The organism is Sphingobacterium sp. PCS056 (assembly GCF_023273895.1).
Lineage (GTDB): Bacteria > Bacteroidota > Bacteroidia > Sphingobacteriales > Sphingobacteriaceae > Sphingobacterium.
Genome location: NZ_CP096883.1, coordinates 2375850 through 2398553 on the forward strand (window position 1 = coordinate 2375850; position 22704 = coordinate 2398553).

20 protein-coding genes are annotated in these 22704 nt (G+C 36.5%); 14 read left to right on the forward strand and 6 right to left on the reverse strand.

Annotation, left to right across the window (positions count from 1 at the left end; translation table 11 throughout):
- Nucleotides 1-11: 11 nt before the first annotated feature.
- Nucleotides 12-845 (forward strand): ferritin-like domain-containing protein, encoded by an 834-nt coding sequence (locus tag MUB18_RS09910; RefSeq protein ID WP_045755092.1) that lies wholly within the window; start codon nucleotides 12-14, stop codon nucleotides 843-845.
- A 621-nt stretch (nucleotides 846-1466) separates the two neighbouring features.
- Complete coding sequence (locus MUB18_RS09915; protein WP_045755091.1) at nucleotides 1467-1736, forward strand: hypothetical protein; 270 nt, start codon at nucleotides 1467-1469, stop codon at nucleotides 1734-1736.
- A 24-nt stretch (nucleotides 1737-1760) separates the two neighbouring features.
- On the opposite strand, the gene MUB18_RS09920 is transcribed toward MUB18_RS09915, so the two are convergent.
- Together MUB18_RS09920 and MUB18_RS09925 are read right to left on the reverse strand one after the other, a co-directional pair.
- Nucleotides 1761-2525 (reverse strand): SDR family NAD(P)-dependent oxidoreductase, encoded by a 765-nt coding sequence (locus MUB18_RS09920; RefSeq protein ID WP_248755777.1) that lies wholly within the window; start codon nucleotides 2523-2525, stop codon nucleotides 1761-1763.
- Nucleotides 2526-2607: 82 nt separating this feature from the next.
- Entirely contained in the window at nucleotides 2608-3015 is a 408-nt protein-coding gene (locus MUB18_RS09925) for a helix-turn-helix transcriptional regulator (protein ID WP_094772280.1), read from the reverse strand.
- A 280-nt stretch (nucleotides 3016-3295) separates the two neighbouring features.
- On the opposite strand from MUB18_RS09925, the gene MUB18_RS09930 reads away from it, so the two are divergent.
- The gene (locus MUB18_RS09930; protein WP_248755778.1) at nucleotides 3296-4618 is read left to right on the forward strand and encodes a MutS-related protein; all 1323 of its coding nucleotides are present in this window, start codon (nucleotides 3296-3298) and stop codon (nucleotides 4616-4618) included.
- Between the two features lie 190 nt (nucleotides 4619-4808).
- Here MUB18_RS09930 and MUB18_RS09935 read toward each other — a convergent pair whose 3' ends face one another.
- Nucleotides 4809-5801, reverse strand: coding sequence for a GlxA family transcriptional regulator (locus MUB18_RS09935; protein ID WP_248755779.1), 993 nt, complete (start codon nucleotides 5799-5801; stop codon nucleotides 4809-4811).
- A 129-nt stretch (nucleotides 5802-5930) separates the two neighbouring features.
- Between MUB18_RS09935 and MUB18_RS09940 the strand changes: the two genes are divergently transcribed.
- From MUB18_RS09940 to MUB18_RS09955, 4 genes are all read left to right on the forward strand, one after another.
- Nucleotides 5931-6353 carry an SRPBCC domain-containing protein gene (locus MUB18_RS09940; protein WP_248755780.1) on the forward strand — a complete coding sequence of 141 codons (423 nt, stop codon included), beginning with the start codon at nucleotides 5931-5933 and terminating at the stop codon, nucleotides 6351-6353.
- Between the two features lie 21 nt (nucleotides 6354-6374).
- Nucleotides 6375-6824: an SRPBCC family protein gene (locus tag MUB18_RS09945; protein ID WP_248755781.1), complete on the forward strand. Its 450-nt coding sequence runs from the start codon at nucleotides 6375-6377 to the stop codon at nucleotides 6822-6824.
- Nucleotides 6825-6836: 12 nt separating this feature from the next.
- Nucleotides 6837-7256, forward strand: a complete 420-nt coding sequence (locus tag MUB18_RS09950; protein ID WP_248755782.1) for a VOC family protein — start codon at nucleotides 6837-6839, stop codon at nucleotides 7254-7256.
- 116 nt (nucleotides 7257-7372) lie between these two features.
- On the forward strand, nucleotides 7373-8284 hold the full coding sequence (locus tag MUB18_RS09955) for an NAD(P)/FAD-dependent oxidoreductase (RefSeq protein ID WP_248755783.1): 912 nt from the start codon (nucleotides 7373-7375) through the stop codon (nucleotides 8282-8284).
- Between the two features lie 158 nt (nucleotides 8285-8442).
- Here the strand turns inward: MUB18_RS09955 and MUB18_RS09960 are convergent, their stop codons facing one another.
- Nucleotides 8443-8799: a hypothetical protein gene (locus MUB18_RS09960; protein WP_248755784.1), complete on the reverse strand. Its 357-nt coding sequence runs from the start codon at nucleotides 8797-8799 to the stop codon at nucleotides 8443-8445.
- Between the two features lie 54 nt (nucleotides 8800-8853).
- Nucleotides 8854-9363 carry a ClbS/DfsB family four-helix bundle protein gene (locus MUB18_RS09965; protein ID WP_248755785.1) on the reverse strand — a complete coding sequence of 170 codons (510 nt, stop codon included), beginning with the start codon at nucleotides 9361-9363 and terminating at the stop codon, nucleotides 8854-8856.
- 304 nt (nucleotides 9364-9667) lie between these two features.
- Here MUB18_RS09965 and MUB18_RS09970 point away from each other — a divergent pair, with 304 nt between their 5' ends.
- Both MUB18_RS09970 and MUB18_RS09975 read left to right on the forward strand, forming a co-directional pair.
- Nucleotides 9668-10252, forward strand: coding sequence for a DUF3267 domain-containing protein (locus MUB18_RS09970; RefSeq protein ID WP_248755786.1), 585 nt, complete (start codon nucleotides 9668-9670; stop codon nucleotides 10250-10252).
- Between the two features lie 298 nt (nucleotides 10253-10550).
- Entirely contained in the window at nucleotides 10551-10832 is a 282-nt protein-coding gene (locus tag MUB18_RS09975) for a hypothetical protein (protein WP_248755787.1), read from the forward strand.
- A gap of 66 nt (nucleotides 10833-10898) precedes the next feature.
- Here the strand turns inward: MUB18_RS09975 and MUB18_RS09980 are convergent, their stop codons facing one another.
- Nucleotides 10899-13646: a substrate-binding domain-containing protein gene (locus tag MUB18_RS09980; RefSeq protein WP_248755788.1), complete on the reverse strand. Its 2748-nt coding sequence runs from the start codon at nucleotides 13644-13646 to the stop codon at nucleotides 10899-10901.
- 269 nt (nucleotides 13647-13915) lie between these two features.
- Here MUB18_RS09980 and MUB18_RS09985 point away from each other — a divergent pair, with 269 nt between their 5' ends.
- The 5 genes from MUB18_RS09985 (at nucleotide 13916) to MUB18_RS10005 (ending at nucleotide 22701) form a co-directional block, all read left to right on the forward strand.
- A complete protein-coding gene (locus MUB18_RS09985) occupies nucleotides 13916-15277 on the forward strand; it encodes a sugar porter family MFS transporter (RefSeq protein WP_153196633.1) in 1362 nt (453 codons plus the stop codon).
- A 2-nt stretch (nucleotides 15278-15279) separates the two neighbouring features.
- The gene (locus MUB18_RS09990) at nucleotides 15280-16230 is read left to right on the forward strand and encodes a carbohydrate kinase family protein (protein ID WP_248755790.1); all 951 of its coding nucleotides are present in this window, start codon (nucleotides 15280-15282) and stop codon (nucleotides 16228-16230) included.
- Between the two features lie 66 nt (nucleotides 16231-16296).
- Nucleotides 16297-19389 carry a SusC/RagA family TonB-linked outer membrane protein gene (locus MUB18_RS09995; protein WP_248755791.1) on the forward strand — a complete coding sequence of 1031 codons (3093 nt, stop codon included), beginning with the start codon at nucleotides 16297-16299 and terminating at the stop codon, nucleotides 19387-19389.
- Nucleotides 19390-19432: 43 nt separating this feature from the next.
- Nucleotides 19433-21127: a RagB/SusD family nutrient uptake outer membrane protein gene (locus MUB18_RS10000; RefSeq protein ID WP_248755792.1), complete on the forward strand. Its 1695-nt coding sequence runs from the start codon at nucleotides 19433-19435 to the stop codon at nucleotides 21125-21127.
- Nucleotides 21128-21210: 83 nt separating this feature from the next.
- On the forward strand, nucleotides 21211-22701 hold the full coding sequence (locus MUB18_RS10005) for a glycoside hydrolase family 32 protein (protein WP_248755793.1): 1491 nt from the start codon (nucleotides 21211-21213) through the stop codon (nucleotides 22699-22701).
- Nucleotides 22702-22704: the final 3 nt, after the last annotated feature.

The window sequence follows — 22704 nt, forward strand, 5'->3', positions numbered from 1 at the left end:
ATTTTATTGTTATGAATCTTTTAAATGTTTTTGACGAAATAAATAATGTTGATCCTGAATTTACAGATCGCATTAGCCCACGTAGAGAAGTTATTCGAAATATGACTTCATTTGGTAAAAAAATTACATTGGCTTCTTTGCCTTTCCTCATAAGTGATTTGTTTAAGAAAGCATACGGAGCTACTGCACCTACCGATGTGACTGGGGTGTTGAACTATGCGTTGACCTTGGAATATCTTGAAGCGGAGTATTACACGATGGGCGTGGCGGCTTCAAATCTGATTCCTTCAGGTAGACCATTGGGCGCCATCACGACGATTCGCGATCACGAAAATGCTCATGTTAAATTTTTGAAACAGGTGTTAGGTGATAAGGCTGTTTCTAAACCTACATTTGATTTTACAGCAGGCGGTACTTTTGCCAATGTATTTAGTGATTATGATACATTTTTAGCTTTAGCTCAGGCTTTTGAAGATACTGGTGTACGTGCTTATAAAGGTCAGGCTGGAATATTGTTAGGCAACAAGGTTGTACTAACTGCTGCTTTACAAATCCATTCTGTAGAGGCTCGTCACGCATCTCATATCCGTCAGATGCGAAGAGCTCGCGGAGGTGGAGCAGCCAATCAAAAGCCATGGATAACAGGAGCTAATGATAGCGGGATTGGTGCAGTTGTAGATCCTGTTTATATGGGTGAAGATAACAAAATGCAAGCAAATGTCGATATTACAACTTTAAAGGGAGTGTCGGGAAATATATCTCTTGCCGCAGCAACTCAGTCTTTTGATGAACCATTGGGTGCTGAAGCGGTACTTAATATTGCAAGTCTGTTTATTAAAAAATAGTGTATTAAATTTTTGTGAGATCGCTCCTCATTCATATTGAATGGGGAGCATTTTTTTAAAGATAAGAATTGGATCATCTTCACGATTTAAATCTCAAATATTCCACAACTCTCCCTAATGGTGGAATTAGTATTTTCCTGATTCTCCCCAAATTTAACTATCTCTCCATAAATCCGGATAGATCATTCGAAACTCGTCTTCTCTCGCTTCACATTTCAGTTACAGCCTTAAACTTTTAATTGTAAAATTGATGGTTCTTCGGATAATTTGAAATTTCATTTATTTTACCCCAAAAAGTTGAAACATTTCATCGTGAATAGTTGTTTGGCAATAAGAAGATTAATAAAAGGTCGGATCATAGAAGGTAGTGTAATAATGAAGTTTATCGTAAATTATTAATAAAATGTAAGGCTCGATATTTGAGTTATTGATCTCTAGAAAAATATTATTTTGGAACTTTTGTCGCATTTTGAAATATCCTGTCTTGTTTAAAAGATTTTCAAATATAGACGTTGCCTAAATTTTAAACGTTTGGCAATACATTATAAAGAGCATTTACGATTAAGTAATTAATTTTTATAAGAGCTGGATATTTCAACTGTATGCACTTTATTTTAATGTATGAATATGCAATTTTTACCTGTTAACTATCATTTATTAAGGCAGCTGCAAATTAGAGGTTATAATATTTTAGCATCCGCTCAAGGGATCGATCATGAAAATCCAAGTTACTATCCCATTCAGGTCACGGACGTGTGGGATTATCTAGTGCGCATAGATAGTACATCTAAAGTTGGTGAACCAGCATTAATTGTTATCGATGATGCGCTCAGGAATGTGGAAGAACAACATTTTGATGGTGCTGTTTTTGTCGATTTTGAAATGGATTAAGATGATGTTATTATCATTTCTCTGCTACAAAAACATACCGCCCGATACTTCAATACGTTGTGCATTGATCCATTTCGCATCTTCGGTACATAAGAATGCAACTACACCTCCGATATCATCTGGCAATCCTACTCTGCCGAGTGCTGTTTGCGCTGCAATGGCGATGTTAACATGTTCGTTGTCGCGCACCATACCATTTCCAAAATCAGTTTCAATTGCACCTGGAGCTACAATATTGGCTCTGATTCCTCTTGCTCCAAGTTCTTTGGCTTGATATTTTGTTAATGTTTCCATAGCGCCTTTCATGGACGCATAGGCTGCATATCCTGGAGTTGAAAAACGAGCTAGTCCTGATGAAATATTCACGATAGCACCTCCATCTTGAAGAAGTGGTAAAGCTTTTTGCGTTAAGAAGAATGCTCCTTTGAAGTGAATATTTACTAAATTATCAAATTGTTCTTCTGTTGTTTCAGCGAAAGATGCATGTATTCCTATACCAGCATTGTTGATTAAAAAATCAAATCTATCCGTATTAAATACAGATTTTAGGATTGATTTTACTTCTGTAAAGAATGCATCAAAGATTTTGCTGTCAGCTACATTAAGCTGTAAGGCAGTCGCATTGACACCAAGTTTTTTTATTTCTTCAACAGTATTTTCTGCTTCTTTTTTTTGAGATTGATACGTTAAGATGATATCAATTCCTTTTGATGCAATTTTGAGAGCTGTATTTTTTCCTAGTCCACGGCTACCGCCAGTTACCAGTGCAATTTTATTTTTTGGTTCCATGTGCTTTTAAATTGAAAACAAAGTTAAGCGACCAATGTTGATAAAAATGGTGACTGTTTAAGTATTTATCAATGATTAAGGCTTATCCGTTAGTCCCATCAGGATTCTGAGATAAATTCAACAAAAAATCGGCTCGGTATTGTTTAGGAGTTTGTCCTGAAAAACGTTTAAAGAATTTAGTAAAGTTTGAGGGATCGTATGTTAGTGTCCTTGCAATTTCAGCAATCGGTATATTGATTTGCTGTAACATTGATTTTGAAATTTCCATTAAACGATTTTCCATAAAATAACAAGGAGAATGTCCTGTTGCAGATTTGATGGTATTACTGAGATGTATGGGATGAATGTGCAGCACGGCAGCAAAATCTCTGATCTCATACATTTGGTCCTTATTGCCACATAATATATCTGAAAGATGATTATCTAGCGCTCTTAAAAAATCAGCAGTTATTTCCTGCTCACGGACGAAGAGTTTTTTTGGGATTTTCATATCTGAGTCAACGCTGTTTGAACAAATATATAGTATTGACAACACAATGTAAAGAAAATGATAAATACTTTGAACAACATTATGGGAAATCCAAGTTCAGTTATTTCAAAAAATATAGTACATATATAAGGTGGCCTATTGCTTTTTGTACAATTTTTTTAAATTAATATTTCTTATCATTAATTTTAGTAAATTAACTAACGATTATTGACTTTCTATTTTTGAAAGGATAAAGTAAATTCGGCTGATGCTATTAAGTGATTATAAATAGAAAATGGGGATGGTGAATAAATTCCACATAGATCAACAAACATTAAAGGATATTCATATTGCAGCTTCCATCGATGGATCTGTCTTTGGTATTTTTGATCAAACGGTAACGGAAGGTGGACAACAAATTTTAAGAAATCTTTTCTACTCGCCACTTGGAGAAGTAGATTTAATCGAGCAAAGACATGCTAAAATTAAACGTTTAATCCCATTTATTAATATAAATTTTTCTTTCGATAGATTAGGCTTAAAAGATCTGCAACTGTATATCAGTAATCACCATACGGAGGGAGTGATTGTATTCAATTTTCTAAATTTATTTCGTCTTAATACTCCTGAATACTTTTATAAAAAAAGGCATATTATAGAAGTTTGTGAAGTCTTGATTAAAACACGTGCATTTGTAATGCAATGCTTGGCGCAAACCGAAGATTTAGTGATGTTAACCATTCGTGATAAAATTGAAAAATGTCTTCAAAATTTCTTTAAAAGTCAGCTGTATAAAATAAGTATGTTAAAAGTAAATACTTTTAATATCGACTATTATGACCGTATGATAAGAAAATATCTAGCCGAAGATCTGATTGATATTTTTAATTTTATTTATGAAGTCGATGCCTATTTATCTATTGCAAAGGTTGCCGTTCATCAATCTTTTTGTTTTCCTTCCGTATATTCAAAAGGTCAGTCAGGATCCATTGAAATCAAAGGTTTATATCATATCTTCCATAAATCTCCTGTAAAGAATGATGTTTTAATGACGAAGTCTAAGAAAATATGGTTTTTAACTGGGGCTAATATGGCTGGTAAATCTACCATTATTAAAACTATTTCAATAGCGGTTTACCTGACCCATATTGGATTTCCGGTACCTGCATATTCCCTAAAAACGGATGTGTTAGATGGGCTATTTACAAGTGTCAACTTATTTGATGACATTGAACTAGGATATAGTCATTTTTACAGCGAGGCTATTCGATTAAAAACAATATTAGATCAGCTAGATAAAAAATCAAATGCTTTGATTATTCTTGACGAATTATTTAAAGGTACGAATCATAATGACGCTTCTCAAGCTATTCTTGAAGTCATCAAGTATCTTTCTGAAATAGATGGTCCGTCTGTTATTATTTCTTCCCATATCACAGATCTTTATCAAGATCTGAAAAGTATGCCTAGCATTGAATTCATAAAGTTAGATATCGAGAAAGATGTTAATGGGCTTCCAATTTTTACATATAAAGTTACAAAAGGAGTTGCTGAAGAACGATTGGGAATGTGGTTGCTTAATAAAAGTGGTGTTTTTGATTCCTGTAAAAGATTAATTTCTTGAAGATGATTACATAAGTGTCTCTTGGTCATCGTAAAAGCAAATTTGATATTCTTGTCGAAAATTCATCAATTTAATTTTTTTAAATATTCAATAAACTACTCTAAATTTTAAAAAAAAGTAGTGAATAATGAATTGATGTATGTATGGTTATTGTAAAGATAAATTAACAAAATTGTGTTTTTTTCAAGTACTAATGCTCTTTTGAAGTCAGCTCATTTCCAACTTTTGCAAAGTTATTTCTATATTCTATTGGATTAAGTCCTGTTATTTTTTTAAAAATATCTCTAAATGCTTTCGTGTCGGTATAACCTACCTGAAACATCACTTCGGAGACATTTTTTCTAGATGCTTCGAAGTACTTTTTAGCTGCTTCGATACGTACACGTTGTATATATTCAATCGGTGTATTGCTTGTAGCACCTTTAAACCTTCTTTCGAATGTTCTACGGCCGACATTGATTAAGTTTGCTAGATCTTCAACCGTGATTTTATCATGATAATGCTCTTCTATAAAATCTTGGACTTTTTGGATATCGGTAAAATTATGATTTCTTTGACCTTTGAACATGGAAAACTGAGACTGACTATTTCTACCGATATCTAAGGCAAAATATTTCGATACCATTATCGCAGTTTCACGATCCGAATATTTCTCAACTAGATATAATATCAAATTCCACAAACTATTGGCACCACCGCTACTATAAATACGATCATGCGCTGTTATAATGGTACCATCTTCGATTTCAATATCGGGATATTTTTCTCTAAACTCATTGACGTAAGCCCAATGGGTAGAACATTTTTTTCCTTTTAACAGTCCTGTTTCAGCTAATAGAAATGCTCCTACACATAAGCTAGCAACAGCAGCACCCGCTTGATGAAGTGTTTTGAAGTAAGGTATAGCATCCGCATTGGCTCTAATACCTTCATCTATGTCTCCAAAAGTTGGCGGTATGATCAATAGATCCGTTTTAATAACTTCACTAAGCAATCGATTCGTTTTTATCGTGTACTCACCACTATTTGCATGTACATATTCATGTAGACCGACGTATTCGATATGGAATATCGGTTTCTTGCCGAAGAATGTCAAGAATTCATTGGCTGTGTGAAATGTTCGAAATGCAGGTGTAATACCTTCTATGGTACCATATTGTGGAACGAAAATGGAGATTTGCATCGTCTTTAGATTATATCATAAATATACAAATTGTTTTTGTCGCAATGCACCCTTAAAGTTGTCGTTTTTGCAATAGATCAAATTTTGTAAACTGTAGCATCTTTGTATAAGCAATATAAACATAGAACAATGACAACACAAACAAAGATTAACGTAACAGCGGTCGTGCATGCTTCTGCGGAAACGGTTTGGAAGATTTGGAATACACCCAGTGATATCATGCAGTGGAATTGTCCAGACCTGAGCTGGCACTGTCCGAAAAGCGAAAATGATGTACGGGTAAATGGAAAGTTCAAAAATAGAATGGAGGCAAGGGATGGCAGTTTTGGCTTTGATTTTGAAGGTACCTATGATGAAGTTGATTTATATAGGAAGCTATCGTATCGCTTGGCCGATGCTCGGAAAGTCACAACAATATTTACAGAATATGATGGTAAAACAACTGTAGTTACTACATTCGATGCTGAAACGGAGAATGATCTAGAAATGCAAAAGCAAGGATGGCAGGCTATTTTAACCAATTTTTCAAATTATGTCGAATCAAAAAATTAGTAAATCCTAAAATTTAGTGTTATGAAAAAGAATACAGTTTCCTTACATCGGATTATTCAGGCAAGTCCTGAAAAAGTATTTCGTGCTTTCTCAGATCCAATAGCGCTGGCAACTTGGTTACCTCCTTATGGCTTCTTATGTACGGTACAGCAAATGGATTTTCAAGTAGGAGGAAAATTTAAGATGACCTTTATTAATTTCAGTACTGGAAATGGTCATTCATTTGGAGGAGAATATTTAGAAATTACTCCGCATGTTTCGATTCAATACAGCGATAGATTTGATGACCCTAATTTACCTGGCGAAATGATCACGACAGTATCATTAAACAAAGTATCCTGTGGGACAGAACTTGTTGTCGAGCAAACAAATATTCCAGATATAATACCTGTAGAAATGTGTTATTTGGGGTGGCAGGAGTCTCTTGAAAAAATGAAAAAGTTAGTTGAACCTGACATACCCGATGCTTAAATTTCAGATACAATGTTATTTAAAAACACCAACAAAGTAGTAAGTGGAATCTTCCTCACATTTTCTGGAAATTGTAAAGAAGCGCTAACATTTTACCAGAGTTGTTTTGGTGGTACATTACATTTTGATACATTCACGAAAAAGTTACAGGATTTCCCAAAAAATCCTGTAACTTTTGGATCACTCATCTCTAAGGATATTGTTATTCACGGTTCGGATTTAGTTGCTGATGAAGGACGAATCATTGGGAACCATCTATCTGTCTTTTTAATGTGTGAAAATATTGTTTATAGAAATTTGTTAGTTGATAAACTCGCAAGCAATCATGATCATTTCCCTAAAAGGCATCATGATTTACAAAAACTAATTGAAATAAGCGATGCTTATGATGTGAAGTGGTTGTTAGCAATCTCCTGTGTCATGCAACCGTAAGAATTAAATTTATATTTTATAAAATTATTGCAACTTTATTGCAATAAAGACGGTAATCATTATCTTTATTAAAATTAGATCCTGCACTTGTTACTGGATCAATAAAACTATGATATATGATGAAAAAGGTTGAAATTTATGATGTTACTATTATTGGAGGCAGTTATGCAGGACTTTCAGCAGCACTGGCCTTAGGGCGTTCTTTGAGAAATGTGCTCATCATCGATAGTGGAATACCCTGTAATCGACAGACACCTTATTCCCATAATTTTTTGACACAAGATGGAAAAACTCCTTTAGAGATTGCAACGTTAGGAAAGGAACAAGTTGCTCAATATGAAACTGTACAATTTTATGAAGATCAGGTAATAAACGTGAAATTTTTGCCAGAAGGATTTGAACTTATAACAGCAGGTGGACATAATTTTAAAGCTAGAAAATTGATTTTTGCTACGGGAGTTACGGATATTTTGCCAGATATAAAAGGATTTGCTGCTTGCTGGGGTATTTCTGTTATTCATTGCCCATATTGTCATGGTTATGAGTTTCGTCATAAAAAAACAGGAATTATTGCACGTGGAGATCGTGCACTTCATCTTGCTTCACTAGTTAATAATTTGACTGATCAGTTGAGTATTTTGACAGTGGGGGAGGCTGATTTCAAAGGGGAGCAATTGGATAAATTAGGCCGCAATCATATTGATGTCATAGAGACGGAAATAGCTGAAATTATACATGATGCGGGGCAGGTCAAAGAAGTGATATTTAAAGATGGTACATCGCAACGTTTTGACGCAATTTATGCTGCGGTTCCATTTGTTCAACACGCTCTTATTCCTAATAAGTTAGGATGTGAGTTGACTGAACAAGGGCATATCAAAGTTGATAATTTTCAGAAAACTACCATTCCTGGTATCTATGCTTGTGGTGATAATAGTACGATGATGCGTTCTGTAGCCAGTGCAGTGAGTACAGGAAATATTGCTGGAGCGATCGCTAATATGGAATTGACATTAGAACGTTTTTAAATTGTTTGCTTTTATTCTGGAAATAGAATTATAATGACTTGCAACAAGGATAGGTAATGGACTATTATGGACTTCTATCTGTCATATAAATCAAAATAAAATCTGTAAAATGGTGCTCAAATAATATAAAACGCCATTTTACAGCTATGTTATAGCTCTTATTTTAATTTTATGTATTGATTTGAGATACCATCGTATAATAGCGTTAAGGTGTCTTTATTAATGGTATAGTTACACTCAGATTTTTTCTGACTTTCTTTTTCTACAGTTATGATTTTGTCTTTTTCAATTTTGTAACTTGATATTATGGTATGCTGCATCTTTCCTTCTCCTAGATGTTGGAGAAACTGTCCATCTTTAGTAAACTCTAAGATGATTTTTTCTACTAGTTTTCCTGTTTTTGCATCTTTAAGAGAACCATCCCATTTTCCAATGATCTTTGGATTTTCTTGGGCATTACAACTTAAGAACATACAGCATAAGATAACAAATACTTGCTTTATTTGATTTTTCATAGGAATTGGGATTAAGCTTTATCGTTCGTTAAAAGATTATTGATATGAATCCGATTAAATTTCTTTCTGTTTTTTCCATTTACGTATTCTTCCAGTTGCGTTTGCATAAGGTGATGAGGTATTAAATTGTATCATTCTTCCTAAGGTCCAATTTTCATACCAATTGATTTCATAGAGTTCTTGATTAGATTTTGTCGCTATGAGTGATAAAATCTGGTCAACATGGATGTCCAGATTTTGCTTTAAGGTTGTAAAATCGTCCGCTTGATAATCTTCGTAAAATTTTTGAGCTAGCCTGCCCAGCTCATTCCATTTATAGCCTGTTTCAGGAAAATCGACAGACTCATTGTTGTCTTTCTTTTGGTTCCATTTTAAAACTAATGCTCCCCAACCGATTAGGTAAGCTAAAAGATTATTGATAATCATCTTTGTTCCTTTTGCGTGCCCTTCTAATTCCTGTATCCTTGTCAGCTCTTGTGGAATGCTGCTCAGTTCTTTTTTTAGTTTATTATAATTGATCTCGACAGCTTGCCGTAATTCTTCTTTGTTTGTTGGAATTGCCATTTTAATTGATTGATGTTAAGAACTGCTATTGATAACCACAGTTTCTGTTTTATTTGTGGTGAGAAGCATCTCCTCCTACTATAGGAATTGGGTTTACATATGGTATAGAATTTTATTTTATGGAGTTATTTTACTATTCAAAAATAGCTCTTTAATTTCTATGTTAATAATTTTATTCCTTTTTATAAGAAAAAATTGTTGGTGTGATGCTTTATTTTTATCTTCAAGATTAATGTCGTATCCCATCATATTTTTTTAGATGATGATGGAAAAGTAACAAATTAAGTATTAAACCGATTTTTATATGGAACCAGATTTTACAGAAAGCTATACTAAAGAAATGCGAACCATAGATCTATATCGCGCTAATGTTGTGGCGTTGTATTTATTTGCAATAGTGATCTTAGCATATGGTATTCCATTTTATTTCCTCTGGTCTACACAAGATTTTATCAGCATAATGAAAGATTCTTTTGGAGGTAACCTTATTTCTGCTCCTCTTCTTATCTTTTTGATTATGATTGTTGGAATTGTTCTGCATGAGCTGATCCACGGTATAACTTTTTCCGTGTATGCTAAACATGGATTTAAATCCATTAAGTTTGGTTTTTTAGTGAAAATGTTAACTCCATATTGTCATTGTAAAGAACCGTTAAAAGTAAACCATTATATTATAGGGGCTTTAATGCCTGCTATAATCCTAGGCATTATTCCAGCATTGATTTCATTGATAACTGGAAATATATTCCTTTTGTTATTTGCCATATTTTTTACTGGGGCAGCTGCAGGAGATTTTTTAATTGTCAAACTTATTTGGAAGGAGGATCGATCATCGATGGTTTTAGACCACCCTTCAGAGGCAGGATGTTATATTCTTAAAAAGATATAGCATTTGTTATTTTGTCATTTTTTTTGACTTCTCCTTGATCGGTAGGTATGTATCATCCTTTCATTAAATTTCCTTAATTTTATGGATATAACAAACCATTCGATTACTGTAATTGTTATTGAAAACAAAACTTATGGTTAGGTTATCTGTTCTTGTAATTTTTAGTATGTTTCTTATTCATACTGCCTGTGAGTCTCCTCACTCAAGGGAACCTCTACATGCAAATCAAAATTCAGAGGATAGCGTGACACAAGAACCATCTCATATTTCATTTTATGGTGGGAGCTTCTTGAAAAATATGAACAAAATATCTGGGATAACAGATACTATTTTGATCTCCGTAAATAAGCCTGATTCGGCCGTTATCACACTGCTTAGTCCAGCAGATACCGCAAATATTCGAATTGCTCAACTTTTCTCGCCAGACGGTACCGTTGATGGTCCATTTGGGAAAGACTTAAAATATCGATTTAAGGACACGGGAGATTATTACATCACGGTCAATGAGAACCTCATGGTGGGTAATCATTATACAGGTCCTTACCAAGTGAAGATGGTCATTACAAATCATGGTCATTAGTGGACATTTATAATCAAATGGATATAAATTGTTATAGATTTATTTGTCTATTATCATCATATCCATTTATTTAATTTTTTCCTTTTTAAAGGCAGATGGAGTAATTCCGTAATATTTTTTGAATGCGGATGTGAAATAAGCGGCTGATGAAAATCCGACCTTTTCTGCTATTTCATTAATATTAAGTCCTTCCATAATAAGGTGTTGAGCCTTTTTCATTCTTCTTTGCAGCAAATGTTCATTAACACTGCATTGTAGTAGGGCTTTTACTTTTCTATACAATTGTACACGTGACATGTGGAGCTCTGAGCTAATATCTTCTACGCTTAGTTTTGGATCGGATAATCTAGACTCTACGACTGCAGAGAAGTTGTTGAGAAATCGCTTGTCCTGTTCCGAATACTCACGTTCGCTCAGATCATCAGATGGATCTATCTCACTCATATACCGTTCTTTTAAGCCTTTGCGTAGATATAATAAATTTTCTATTACAGCTTTTAAGTGATCTGTATTGAAAGGTTTAGTTAGGTATGCATCTGCCATAGCTCTCATACCTGCGATCTTGCCTTCATCTGAATCTATTGCTGTGAGCAAGATAATGGGGATGTGTGAAGTCTGTGCATCGAATTTTAGATATTTTAGTACTTCTATACCACTTTTGTCTGGTAACATAACATCGCAAACGATCAAGTCTGGATATTTAGTCGTGGCTAGCTCCACTGCACGATCATAATTTTCTGCTGTATAAATATTATACTCCTGTTTCAACAGATCCTTTAAAAACATCCGGATATCAGCATGATCATCGATAAGCAGTATGCTTGGAAGTCTGCTGGAGGTAAAACTGACCTCTTCGTCGAGCTGCTTCGAGTTGTAGGTCGATAATGCTTGTTTGGTGATTGATGCCGTTGATGGCACGGTCTCCCTAAGTTCATTGTTTTTGAGGTGTAGATGACCTATAGGTAGCCGTATGGTGAAACAGGAACCCTCATTTAGTTTACTACTGACAGTAACTTGTCCGTGATGAAGATTGATAATTTCCTGTACATATGAAAGTCCGATACCAGAACCATCAGGATTATAACCGCCTTGATAGAAAGGGTCAAATACATGATCAATATGTTCTGGGCTGATGCCTCTGCCATTATCGATGACGCGGAGGTAAACATAATCGCCAAAAGTATTGCGCTCCAAAATGATTTCGATCTTCCCGTTCTTCTCGGTAAATTTGATAGCATTAGAGATTAGATTGGACATGACTTGTTCAAGCAGGTATTCGTCAAACCAGAGCTCTTTGATTTGTGCCCTATTGCTATAGGAAAGTGATATTCTATTTAGCGTTGATAAAGGTTTAAATGTTGCGATCACCTGATGTATAAAATGATCTATTGGTACAGGTGCTGCCTGTAATCTGATCTTGGATTTTGATATCTTATGCATATCAATAAGTTCATTTACAAGCTGGAATAATTTATGCGCGCTGCGTCTAATACGTTGTAATTGTTCCTTAGCACTCACTGAAATTCCCTTTTCTTTCAATAATTCTTCTACAGGAGCTAATATCAGGGTAAGTGGAGTTTTAAATTCGTGTGATACATTAGTGAAAAAATTACTGCGTGCTTCAGAAGCTTCTTTGACTTGTTCGCTCATCTCGATGAGTTGCTGTTGCTGCTGTAAGATTTCTTTATTTTGGCTCTCTAAATCTTTATTTTTACTCCAGTTACTTTTGATCACAATGATGGACACGCCGCCAAATACCACAGCCATAACTAAACTTATGATCAGTACGTTAAGAATGGTTTTCTGATCGTTGTAGATTTTGCTCTGCTCCGTGATCAGCATCTGTTGCCTATCGATATCGCTTTGTTGCACTTCGATTTTTTCAGATTGGAGTGCCATCAAATTAGCATTGCTACTATCGATGACTAATGTGCCTAACAGATTGTCCCTTTGATAAAATTCCTTTTTTAGTATAGCTATTGCTGTTCTTATAGCTTCGGCTCCTCCAGTTGGATATAGTAGGGAAGCTTGCAGATAGCCTTTATTGATCTGTTCTAGTCCATTGCCGGAACCTGGTAGCGCATCAACACCGATGATAATTTGATTAGCTTTGGTATCAAATCGCTGCAGAATTTCTCGTACTCCTAATGCCATCTGATCATTGAAAGCAAAAATGAGGTCGCTACTTGCTAATTCTTCCAAATGATCTTGGGCTAACGTACGAGCCTTTGCTCGTTCCCAATCTCCTTCTAGAACATGGGTGATTTTTATTGCTGGGTGATCCCTTAGGGATTCGCGAAGACCTTTTTCTCGTTCAATGGATGCTGAGGTTCCTTTCAGCCCTGTGATGATCGAAATATTGCCTTTTCCTTTGAGTGTGTTTGCAATGTATTTGCCTGCCAAATTACCAATAGCCACATTATCGGCACCTACGTAAGCATTATATAGATTAGATGAGGTCTTACGATCAGTTACAATAACCGGAATATTCTGTTGATAGATGGAGTTGACTATCGGTGTAAGTGGATCTGCTTCGTTGGGAGATACGATCAGTAAGTCAATATCTTGTTTTAAAAAAGTTTCTATCTGTTGGATCTGCTGTTTGCTATTACCTTTTGCATCTGCATAGAGAAATGCTATTTCAGGATGGAAACTCAGTTCACGTTTCATCTCTTGCAGCATGGTTTGTCTCCATGCATCAGTCCCTATACACTGAGAAAAAGCGATGGTATATTTTTCTTGAGGTTGATGTTGCTGACAAGAAATAAAAAGCAACATGGACAAGAGGAATACATATATAAGACTTCTAGGCATACTTGATTATATAAACGAAAGGCAATATACATTTTTTTATTTTTTGAAGCTTCTCTATTCAAACTTAGTGTAAAAAGTACATCAGTATTATTGGGGTATAAAATGAATCAGGATTATAATTTTTTGTTCAATTTTCACTAATCAATACATGGGGGTCAATATTTAATCAACTGAAAGTCATTGTGTTTGTGGGTATTTTGTTTCATGTATCAAATTTTATTCAATTTGTCTGCTATTTGTATCTCTAAAGTAGACTTGGGCACATAGATTTGCTTCTAATCAATTATAAAAGTGATATGAACAAAAACATGGTGTTGGCCTGGTCATTTGTCGTGGCCCTGGGAGGATTTTTATTTGGATTTGATACAGCGGTAATTTCTGGAGCGGAGAAAGCAGTTCAGGTATTTTGGAATTTGACTGAGTTTGAGCATGGATTGACGATGGCTATCGCTTTGATAGGAACTGTTGTTGGTGCTGCTCTTGGTGCATTACCTTCTGATCGATTTGGTCGAAAAAATACGCTTTTCGCAGTTGCTTTACTCTACTTTTTCTCTGCTATAGGTACTGCGTTAGCCTATGACTGGTCGCTCTTTTTGATCTTCCGATTTTTAGGAGGTATAGGTGTTGGCGTTTCCTCGGTCACCGCACCGATCTATATTACAGAAATCTCACCTGCCAAGTCTAGAGGTAAGCTTGTTGGTCTTTTTCAATTTAATGTCGTATTGGGTATACTCATTGCATATTTGTCCAATTATTTGATTGGACAATGGGGGGAGGAGTCATGGCGATGGATGCTAGGTGTCCAAGCTTTTCCAGCTGCATTATTCTTTATACTTATATTTTTCATTCCTGAAAGTCCAAGATGGCTTTTATTACATCGTAATAGACGTGAAGAAGCTGAGGAAACCATGAAGAAGATCAATGCGGACAATTATAAAGATGAAGTACAGTTGATTATCGATAGTCGACAAAACAGTCAACGTGCAGGTGAACAGTCGAGTGCTCTTTTTTCTAAACAATATCGCACTCCATTGATCTTAGCCATATTATTTGCTGTTTTTAATCAAGTTTCTGGTATTAATGCAATCATCTATTATGCACCTCGGGTATTTGAAATGGCAGGATTAGGTGCTCAAAGTTCTTTGTTATCGAGTGTGGGTATCGGGCTTGTAAATTTTATATTCACGCTACTGGCTATCAATTTCATTGATAAAGTAGGTCGACGAAAACTCATGTTAGTGGGATCAATTGGACTTATCCTTTCGCTATCATTGGTTTCATTTGCCTTCTTTTCTGGGCATACAGAAGGGTTGTCTATTACTTTTTATTTGATGCTTTATATTGCTTTTTTTGCATTCTCTCAAGGAGCAGTAATCTGGGTGTTTATTTCCGAAATTTTTCCAAATGATGTTCGTGCTAAAGGGCAAACAATCGGGAGTCTGACACATTGGGTGATGGCTGCGCTTATTACATTTTGTTTTCCCGCGCTAACTGAATTTTTAGGGGGCGGATACACCTTCTTGATTTTTGCAGGCTTCATGGTATTGCAATTGATTTTTGTGATCCGTATGATGCCTGAGACTAAAGGAACTTCATTAGAAAATATGGATCAAACGATTAATTTACATTAAGGATGAGGAGAGAAAAATTAACCATTCGTGGACTTTGCTTTGGTGAAGTGCTGTGGGACAACTTACCCACAGGTAAAAAACTTGGTGGAGCTCCTTTAAATGTTGCTTATCACCTCAATAATCTTGGCTTAGAAACTCAGATCATCAGCCGGGTGGGAAAAGATAGTGGTGGATATGAATTGATTACAGGGTGTGAAGAACGTGGTATTCCTACTAAACTTTTGCAGGTCGATGAGGAGCATGCCACTTCAACTGTGGAAGTACATGTGGATGAACAACTGGAAGTTACTTATGAGATTGTTTTTCCTGTAGCATGGGATTATATCCAGTTAACTGAAGATGATATCATTGCTGTTCAGCATGCTGATTTTCTAGTGTATGGGAGCCTTTCTTCACGTCATGAGGTTTCATATCGTACGCTAAAGGAACTATTAAAGTTGGCGAAGTACAAAGTGTTAGATGTTAATTTGCGAGCACCTTTCTATTCACAATCGCGCTTGTTGGATTTGCTGAGTTATGCTGATCTCGTGAAGATGAATAAAGAGGAACTCGGGATCATTGCGCAGTGGTTAGATCTACCTAAGGAAGACAATGATGGACAGTTGGTGGAGCAGATTATGCAACGATATGCTATTGATGAGGTCATTGTAACCTATGGTGCTGCTGGAGCAATTTATCACGCTAAACGAACGGGCGTCAGTTATCATTTTGCGGCATATCAGGTTGATGTGAAGGATACCATTGGGAGTGGAGATTCTTTTTTGGCTGCTTTTTTATCGAAACGTATGCGCAATCAAGTTGATATCAGTATTGAAGAAACCATGGGGTTTGCGGCTACGCTAAGTGCTTTTGTTACGCAAAGTACTGGAGCATGTCCAAGCTATGATGCGAGTGCGATCAACAGATTTGAATGGATTCATTATTTGGGAAGAGGGGAGGCCAATTCAAGTTAAGAAAAAGATTGACCTAACCTATATCTTGATAAACGCTAATTATAAACAACTAAAATTTACTAAATTATGAGAAGAATAGTTTTTACACTATTGTTCCTGGGATGCCTGTTGTCAACGGTGTATGCCCAAGACATTCCGTTGTCTGGAAAAATTACCAATAACAAGGGACTTCCACTATCCGATGTGACAGTTACCGTAATGGGAACACAGCATGTGACTGCTAGCGATGAAAATGGAAATTATAAAATAAATGCCACCAAAGGTACTCAGATCCGCTATACTCGTGTCGGCAAGAAAATAGTATATGTAACTGTGGGCGAGCAACGAGTCGTAAATGTGGTGATGGACGAAGGAGAAAACTTGGATGAGGTTGTCGTTACGGGATATCAAACGCAGCGTAAAGCAGATCTGACGGGGGCAGTCGCAGTAGTGAAAATGGATGAAATAAATGCACCCTTAACAGGCAATGTCATGAAAAGCCTTCAAGGTCGAGTACCTGGTGCATTTATTACGACTAGTGGTTCACCTGACGGTTCTGCCAATGTGCTCATTCGTGGAATTGGAACTTTGGGCAACAACAGCCCTTTATATATTATTGATGGTATGCCAAGTACTAAATCCATGAATGAAATATCTGGACTTGATATTGAATCGATTCAGATTCTTAAAGATGCATCTTCATCAAGCATCTATGGCTCTCGCGCAGCTAATGGGGTAATCATTATTACGACAAAAAAAGGGGGTAAAGGTTCTACACGTGTAGATGCACGTGTATCTACTGGTATCAAAAATTATGCAAAATCATTGGACTGGCTGGATACCCAGCAACGGGGGCGTGTACAATGGCAAGCTGCACGTGATGATGGTACAGATCCAAACTTTGGAGTTTATACGTTTAAAGATGTGCAAAATAGTGATGGCAGCTGGCAACTGAATGAAATTATAGTACCCGAATATATTGATGATGCTAAGACAATGCGTGCTGCCAATACCGATTGGGTACAGGAAGTGGGACAGACGGCTTTGGTACAGAATTACAATGTAAGCTTAATGACGGGTAACGATAAGAGTAGAGCACTCTTTTCTGTGGATTATTTCGATAATCAAGGAACGGTTAAAGGAACGTATTTTGAGCGTCTGTCCGGTCGGTTAAATACAGATTTTAATTTACTGGAGGGTCGTGTGAAAATAGGTGAAAACTTATCGATCACCAAAATAAAACAAGATGTACTAGGCAATGTGTTAGATCGCACGCGTAATATACAACCGATCGTTCCTGTACATACTGTAGATGGTATGGGTTGGGGTGGTCCTGTAGCAGGGATGAGCGATCGCCAAAATCCGGTTAGACTGATCGCCGATAATGAGCAGAATAGACGAAATATGCTGCGTTTATTTGGCGATATGTATATCGAAGTGAAATTGTTAGAAAATCTAAAATTTAGATCCATGCTTGGGATGGACTATTCTTTTCTCTGGGACCGCAATATGCAGAAAACCTATGTTTCTGGATTTATGTCCGAAAATACAGCAAGTTTAAACAATGTTAATAATAGATGGGGTAACTATGTGTGGAATAATACGCTGACCTATAAATGGATCCTGAATGAAAAGCATCATTTTGATTTTTTGGCTGGTCAGGAGCTCATAGATTATTATGCTGAGAATCTGCAGGCAGGACGTCGTAAATTTGCTTCTGAAGATCCCGATTATATGTATCTGGATGCTGGAGAGGGTATTCAAACAAATAGTGGGAGTGGTACTGCCTACCGACTGCTTTCGTATTTTGGAAAAGTAAACTACAATTTAGCGGATAAATATTTGCTATCTGCAACAGCAAGATACGACGGTTCGTCCCGATTTGGAGCTAACAATCAATTTGGTTGGTTCCCTGCTTTATCTGCAGGTTGGCGTTTAAGTCAAGAAGATTTCCTGAAATCTGTCGATGTCATATCGGATCTGAAGATACGCTATGGTTGGGGAAAAGTAGGTAATCAAGAGATTGGTGATTTCGCTTCTTATGGGATGTATCAAGCGAGTTATGCGACTAATCCAACATGGGATCCTGACAATGGAACCGCATACGATATCAATGGTGCTGGTACAGGTACACTACCTTCTGGATATAGACGTGTGCAGCAACCTAACCCAAATCTACGCTGGGAATCGGCTACTCAGCATAATATTGGTGTGGATTTTGGATTTTTTAATCAAAAACTAACAGGTTCATTCGATTATTTTAAAAAGAACACCTCGGATATCCTGATATCGCCACCTTTTATTGCCACTTTGGGTGAAGGGGGCAATCGTTGGGTAAATGGAGCAAGTATGTCAAATAGGGGATATGAATTTTTGTTATCCTATTCATCATCTCATAACCATTGGAAGTATTCCGTAACGGGAAACATGGCTGGATACCGCAATAAAATAGTCAAACTACCAGAAGATGTTATTAATTCTTATCCTGGAAATGGGGTAGATCAAACCATTTTAGGAAGGCCACTTAATTCCATGTTTGGATATGTAGCGGATGGTCTTTTTAGAACCATGGAAGAGGTGAATGCGCATGCAGAACAGGTCGGCAAAGGGTTAGGACGAATCAGATATCAAGATATCAATCAAGATGGTCGAATCGGTGATGAAGACCGAACTTGGCTAGGTATTGCCGATCCAGATTTTATTTATGGAGTAAATTTCTCGGTAGGCTATAAGCAATGGGACGTGAGTATGTTCTGGAATGGGGTTTATGGTGGTTTGGTTAACAATTCTGCTAAAGGTTATACGGATTTTATCAGCTTTTTTGGTGGTGAAAATTATGGTACACGCGTACTGGATGCATGGTCACCACAAAACTCGCAATCAGATATTCCAGCTTTATCATTTAACGATCTCAATAATGAAAAAAGATTCTCTAGTTACTTTGTAGAAAGCGCCTCTTATTTTAAGTTGAGAACACTGGAATTGGGATATAGTTTGTCCTCATCTGTATTGAAAAGAATTAAAAGTCAGGGAGTAAGATTCTATGTATTAGGCGAAAACCTGTTGGCATTTAAAAAGAGCTGGGGAAATTATAAATATACAGGTGTAGATCCAGAAACCCCAAATTCGGGGTATCCAATTCCGTTTTCAATTACCGCAGGTATAAATGTTTCATTTTAATCGTAACCTTGTCATGAAAAAATCAATATATATATGTTACACTGTGTTATCGCTAATATTAGTGAGCAGCTGCAGTGATTATCTGGATATCAATCCCAAAGGTCAATTGGGCGAAAATCAGTTGAATAATGTGGAGGCAGCAGAAAATCTGGTCATTGCTGCATATTCTTCATTGGGTAATGAAAACTATAATAATAAAACAAATAGCCTATGGCCATATGGCGATTTGAGGAGTGGAGATGCTTACAAGGGAGGTGCTGGTACGGGTGATATGGAAGAATGGAACCTCTACGAGACCTTTGTCTCTATGCGGGTAGATGTTGGCGGATTGGATCAAAAGTGGTATCGACAATATGTTGCCATATCACGTGCAAACAATGCTTTACGAGTTATAAATGGTCTGAATGCAACTGACTATCCTAAGAAAGACATCCGCACCGCTGAAATGCGGTTTTTGAGGGCTCATTATATGTTTGAGCTCAAATTACTTTTCAAGTATATCCCTTTTGTAGATGAAAACTTAGCACCAGAGGATTATGTTACCCTATCCAATCGGGAGTATTCTGATACTGAACAATGGAATAAGATTATTGATGAATTTAGATTTGCAGCCACTACATTGCCCGAACAACAGGAGGGTCATAAAGGGAGAGCTAATCAATTTATGGCTAAAGCATATCTAGCGAAGGCTTTACTATATGCGGCATATGAGCAAAATGAGCAACATCAGGTGACAGGTATTAATAGCCAAAAATTGGAAGAAGTGGTGAAGCTTGTCACGGAACTTGAGGGACGCTATGACTTGTCACAGGATTTTGCTTTTAATTTTCTGTGTGAATATGAAAATGGTCCTGAGTCTATTTTTGCAGTGCAGAATTCGCTGAATGATGGAACAGAATTTGGTCGTTTAGATTGGAGTGCTATGCTCAACTATCCCATGAACAATGAGTATGGTTGCTGCGGTTTCCATCAACCAAGTCAAAATCTAGTCAATGCATTCAAAACCGATAATGAGGGTTTACCACAGTTTACAGGATTTAACAATCTAGATCTAACAACTGCTGCACAGGTGAAAACACAAAATGTGGATCCTAGATTATTGCATACGGTAGCTATCGTAGGTCTCCCATATAAATATAAAACTGATTTTATCTTTCAGAATAGTTGGGTTCGCCAAATCGAAACTTATGGCAACTATATGTCATTGAAAGAAGTGGTGTTATATGATAACCCTTGTTTTAAAAAGGTAAATCCATTTATGAGCAGTAGTAAAAATAGGGATATTATCAGATTTGATGATGTCTTGCTCTGGAAAGCTGAGTCTTTGATCGAATTGGGTAGACATACGCAGGCATTACCCATTATAAATAAAATCAGGAAACGGGCAGCTGAGAGTACGTTTAGATTGGTGGATCGTGAAGGTGCGCCTACAGGTCAATTTAAAGTTGCCGCATATGTAGATGGGGTAAACTGTACTTGGAATCAAAATTATGCACGTGAGGCATTGCGTTGGGAGAGAAGATTGGAATTTGCTATGGAAGGGTTTCGGTTCTTTGATCTAGTACGTTGGGGAATTGCGGATACATATATCAATGCTTACTTGCAGAAAGAAAAAACACGACGAAATTATTTGGCAGCTTCGGTATTTAAGAAAAGTAGAGATGAATATTTTCCGATACCATTGTCGCAAATCAATTTCAGTAAAAAACTATATGTCCAAAATTTTGGTTGGTATTAATAATATTAAATTGAACTATGGGAAAAAGGTGGAAAAGTAATGATAGATAATCTGGAATTTTATAAACTTAAAAGTATATGGTAATGAGGAAATTATTAGGTATTTTATTGGTTTTGACAGTATTTAATAGCTGTCATACGTCGTCGAAAACAAAGTCTGTAAAGAATGAAAAATATAGACCTACCTATCATTTTACTCCCAAAGCGGGATGGATGAATGATCCGAATGGAATGATATTTTTAGATGGAACTTACCATCTGTTTTTTCAACATAATCCAGATTCGACTGTATGGGGACCGATGCATTGGGGACATGCTACGAGTACGGATTTAATTCATTGGGAAGAACAACCTATTGCTTTATTTCCAGATAGCCTCGGGACTATCTTTTCGGGTAGTGCTGTAATTGACAAAGACAATACTGCTGGATTTGGTAAAGATGCCTTAGTGGCTATCTTTACACATCATAATCATAAAATCGAAAATCAGAAAACAGGGTTGCACCAATATCAAAGTATCGCTTACAGCTTGGATAAAGGAAAGTCATGGACGAAATATGAAGGTAATCCAGTGTTGCCAAATCCAGGGATTTGGGATTTTCGTGATCCAAAAGTGATGTGGCACGCCGAAAGTAAGCAATGGGTGATGACATTAGCTACCAAACAGTCGATTACTTTTTATGGTTCTCGCAATCTGAAAGAATGGGTCAGGCTCAGTGAATTTGGGAACGAAGTAGGCGCACATGGTGGAGTTTGGGAATGTCCAGATTTACTTCGCTTTTCGACGCCTGATGGTGAAAAATGGGTATTACTTGTGAGCATCAATCCAGGAGGACCTAATACTGGTTCGGCAACGCAATATTTTGTGGGTGATTTTGATGGTAAAACTTTTACTTCGAATCAGCACGATATTAGATGGATGGATTATGGACCTGACAACTATGCTGGAGTAACTTTTTCTAATACTGGCGACCACCATATCTTGATGGGGTGGATGAGCAACTGGGAATATGCCAATACTGTGCCAGCATCGACTTGGCGAAGCGGAATGACAATAGCAAGAATGCTTCATTTACAACAGGTCAAGAACCATTGGTATTTGGTCTCGACACCGATCACAGGGACGGGCAGCGTGGAAGAGATTGGAGATGCAACGCTGGAAAATGGGTCATTAGATTTGAGTAAATATATCAAAGGAAGTAATGGTGCGTTTGAATTGTCATTTGTCGTCGATCAAGTTGCTCCTTTTAATATCTTATTGGGTAATGAAAAAGGAGACGAATTAATGCTTGGATTTGACCAATCAAATCAGCAATACTATGTAGATCGGTCTAAGTCTGGAAATACTAATTTTAGTTCTGCCTTTATTCAACGTACGGTATCACCTCGTATCTCAGATCATAAAACGATCTCCTATAGATTATTGGTCGATCATAATTCGGTGGAGATATTTGCGGATGGAGGAATATCTAATCTGAGCAACTTATTCTTTGTTGAACAGCCTTTTGATGTATTGAATTTGAAGTCTTCACACCCAGTTGGTATTAAGGATTTGAAAGTAAAAATTATTAAGTAAATT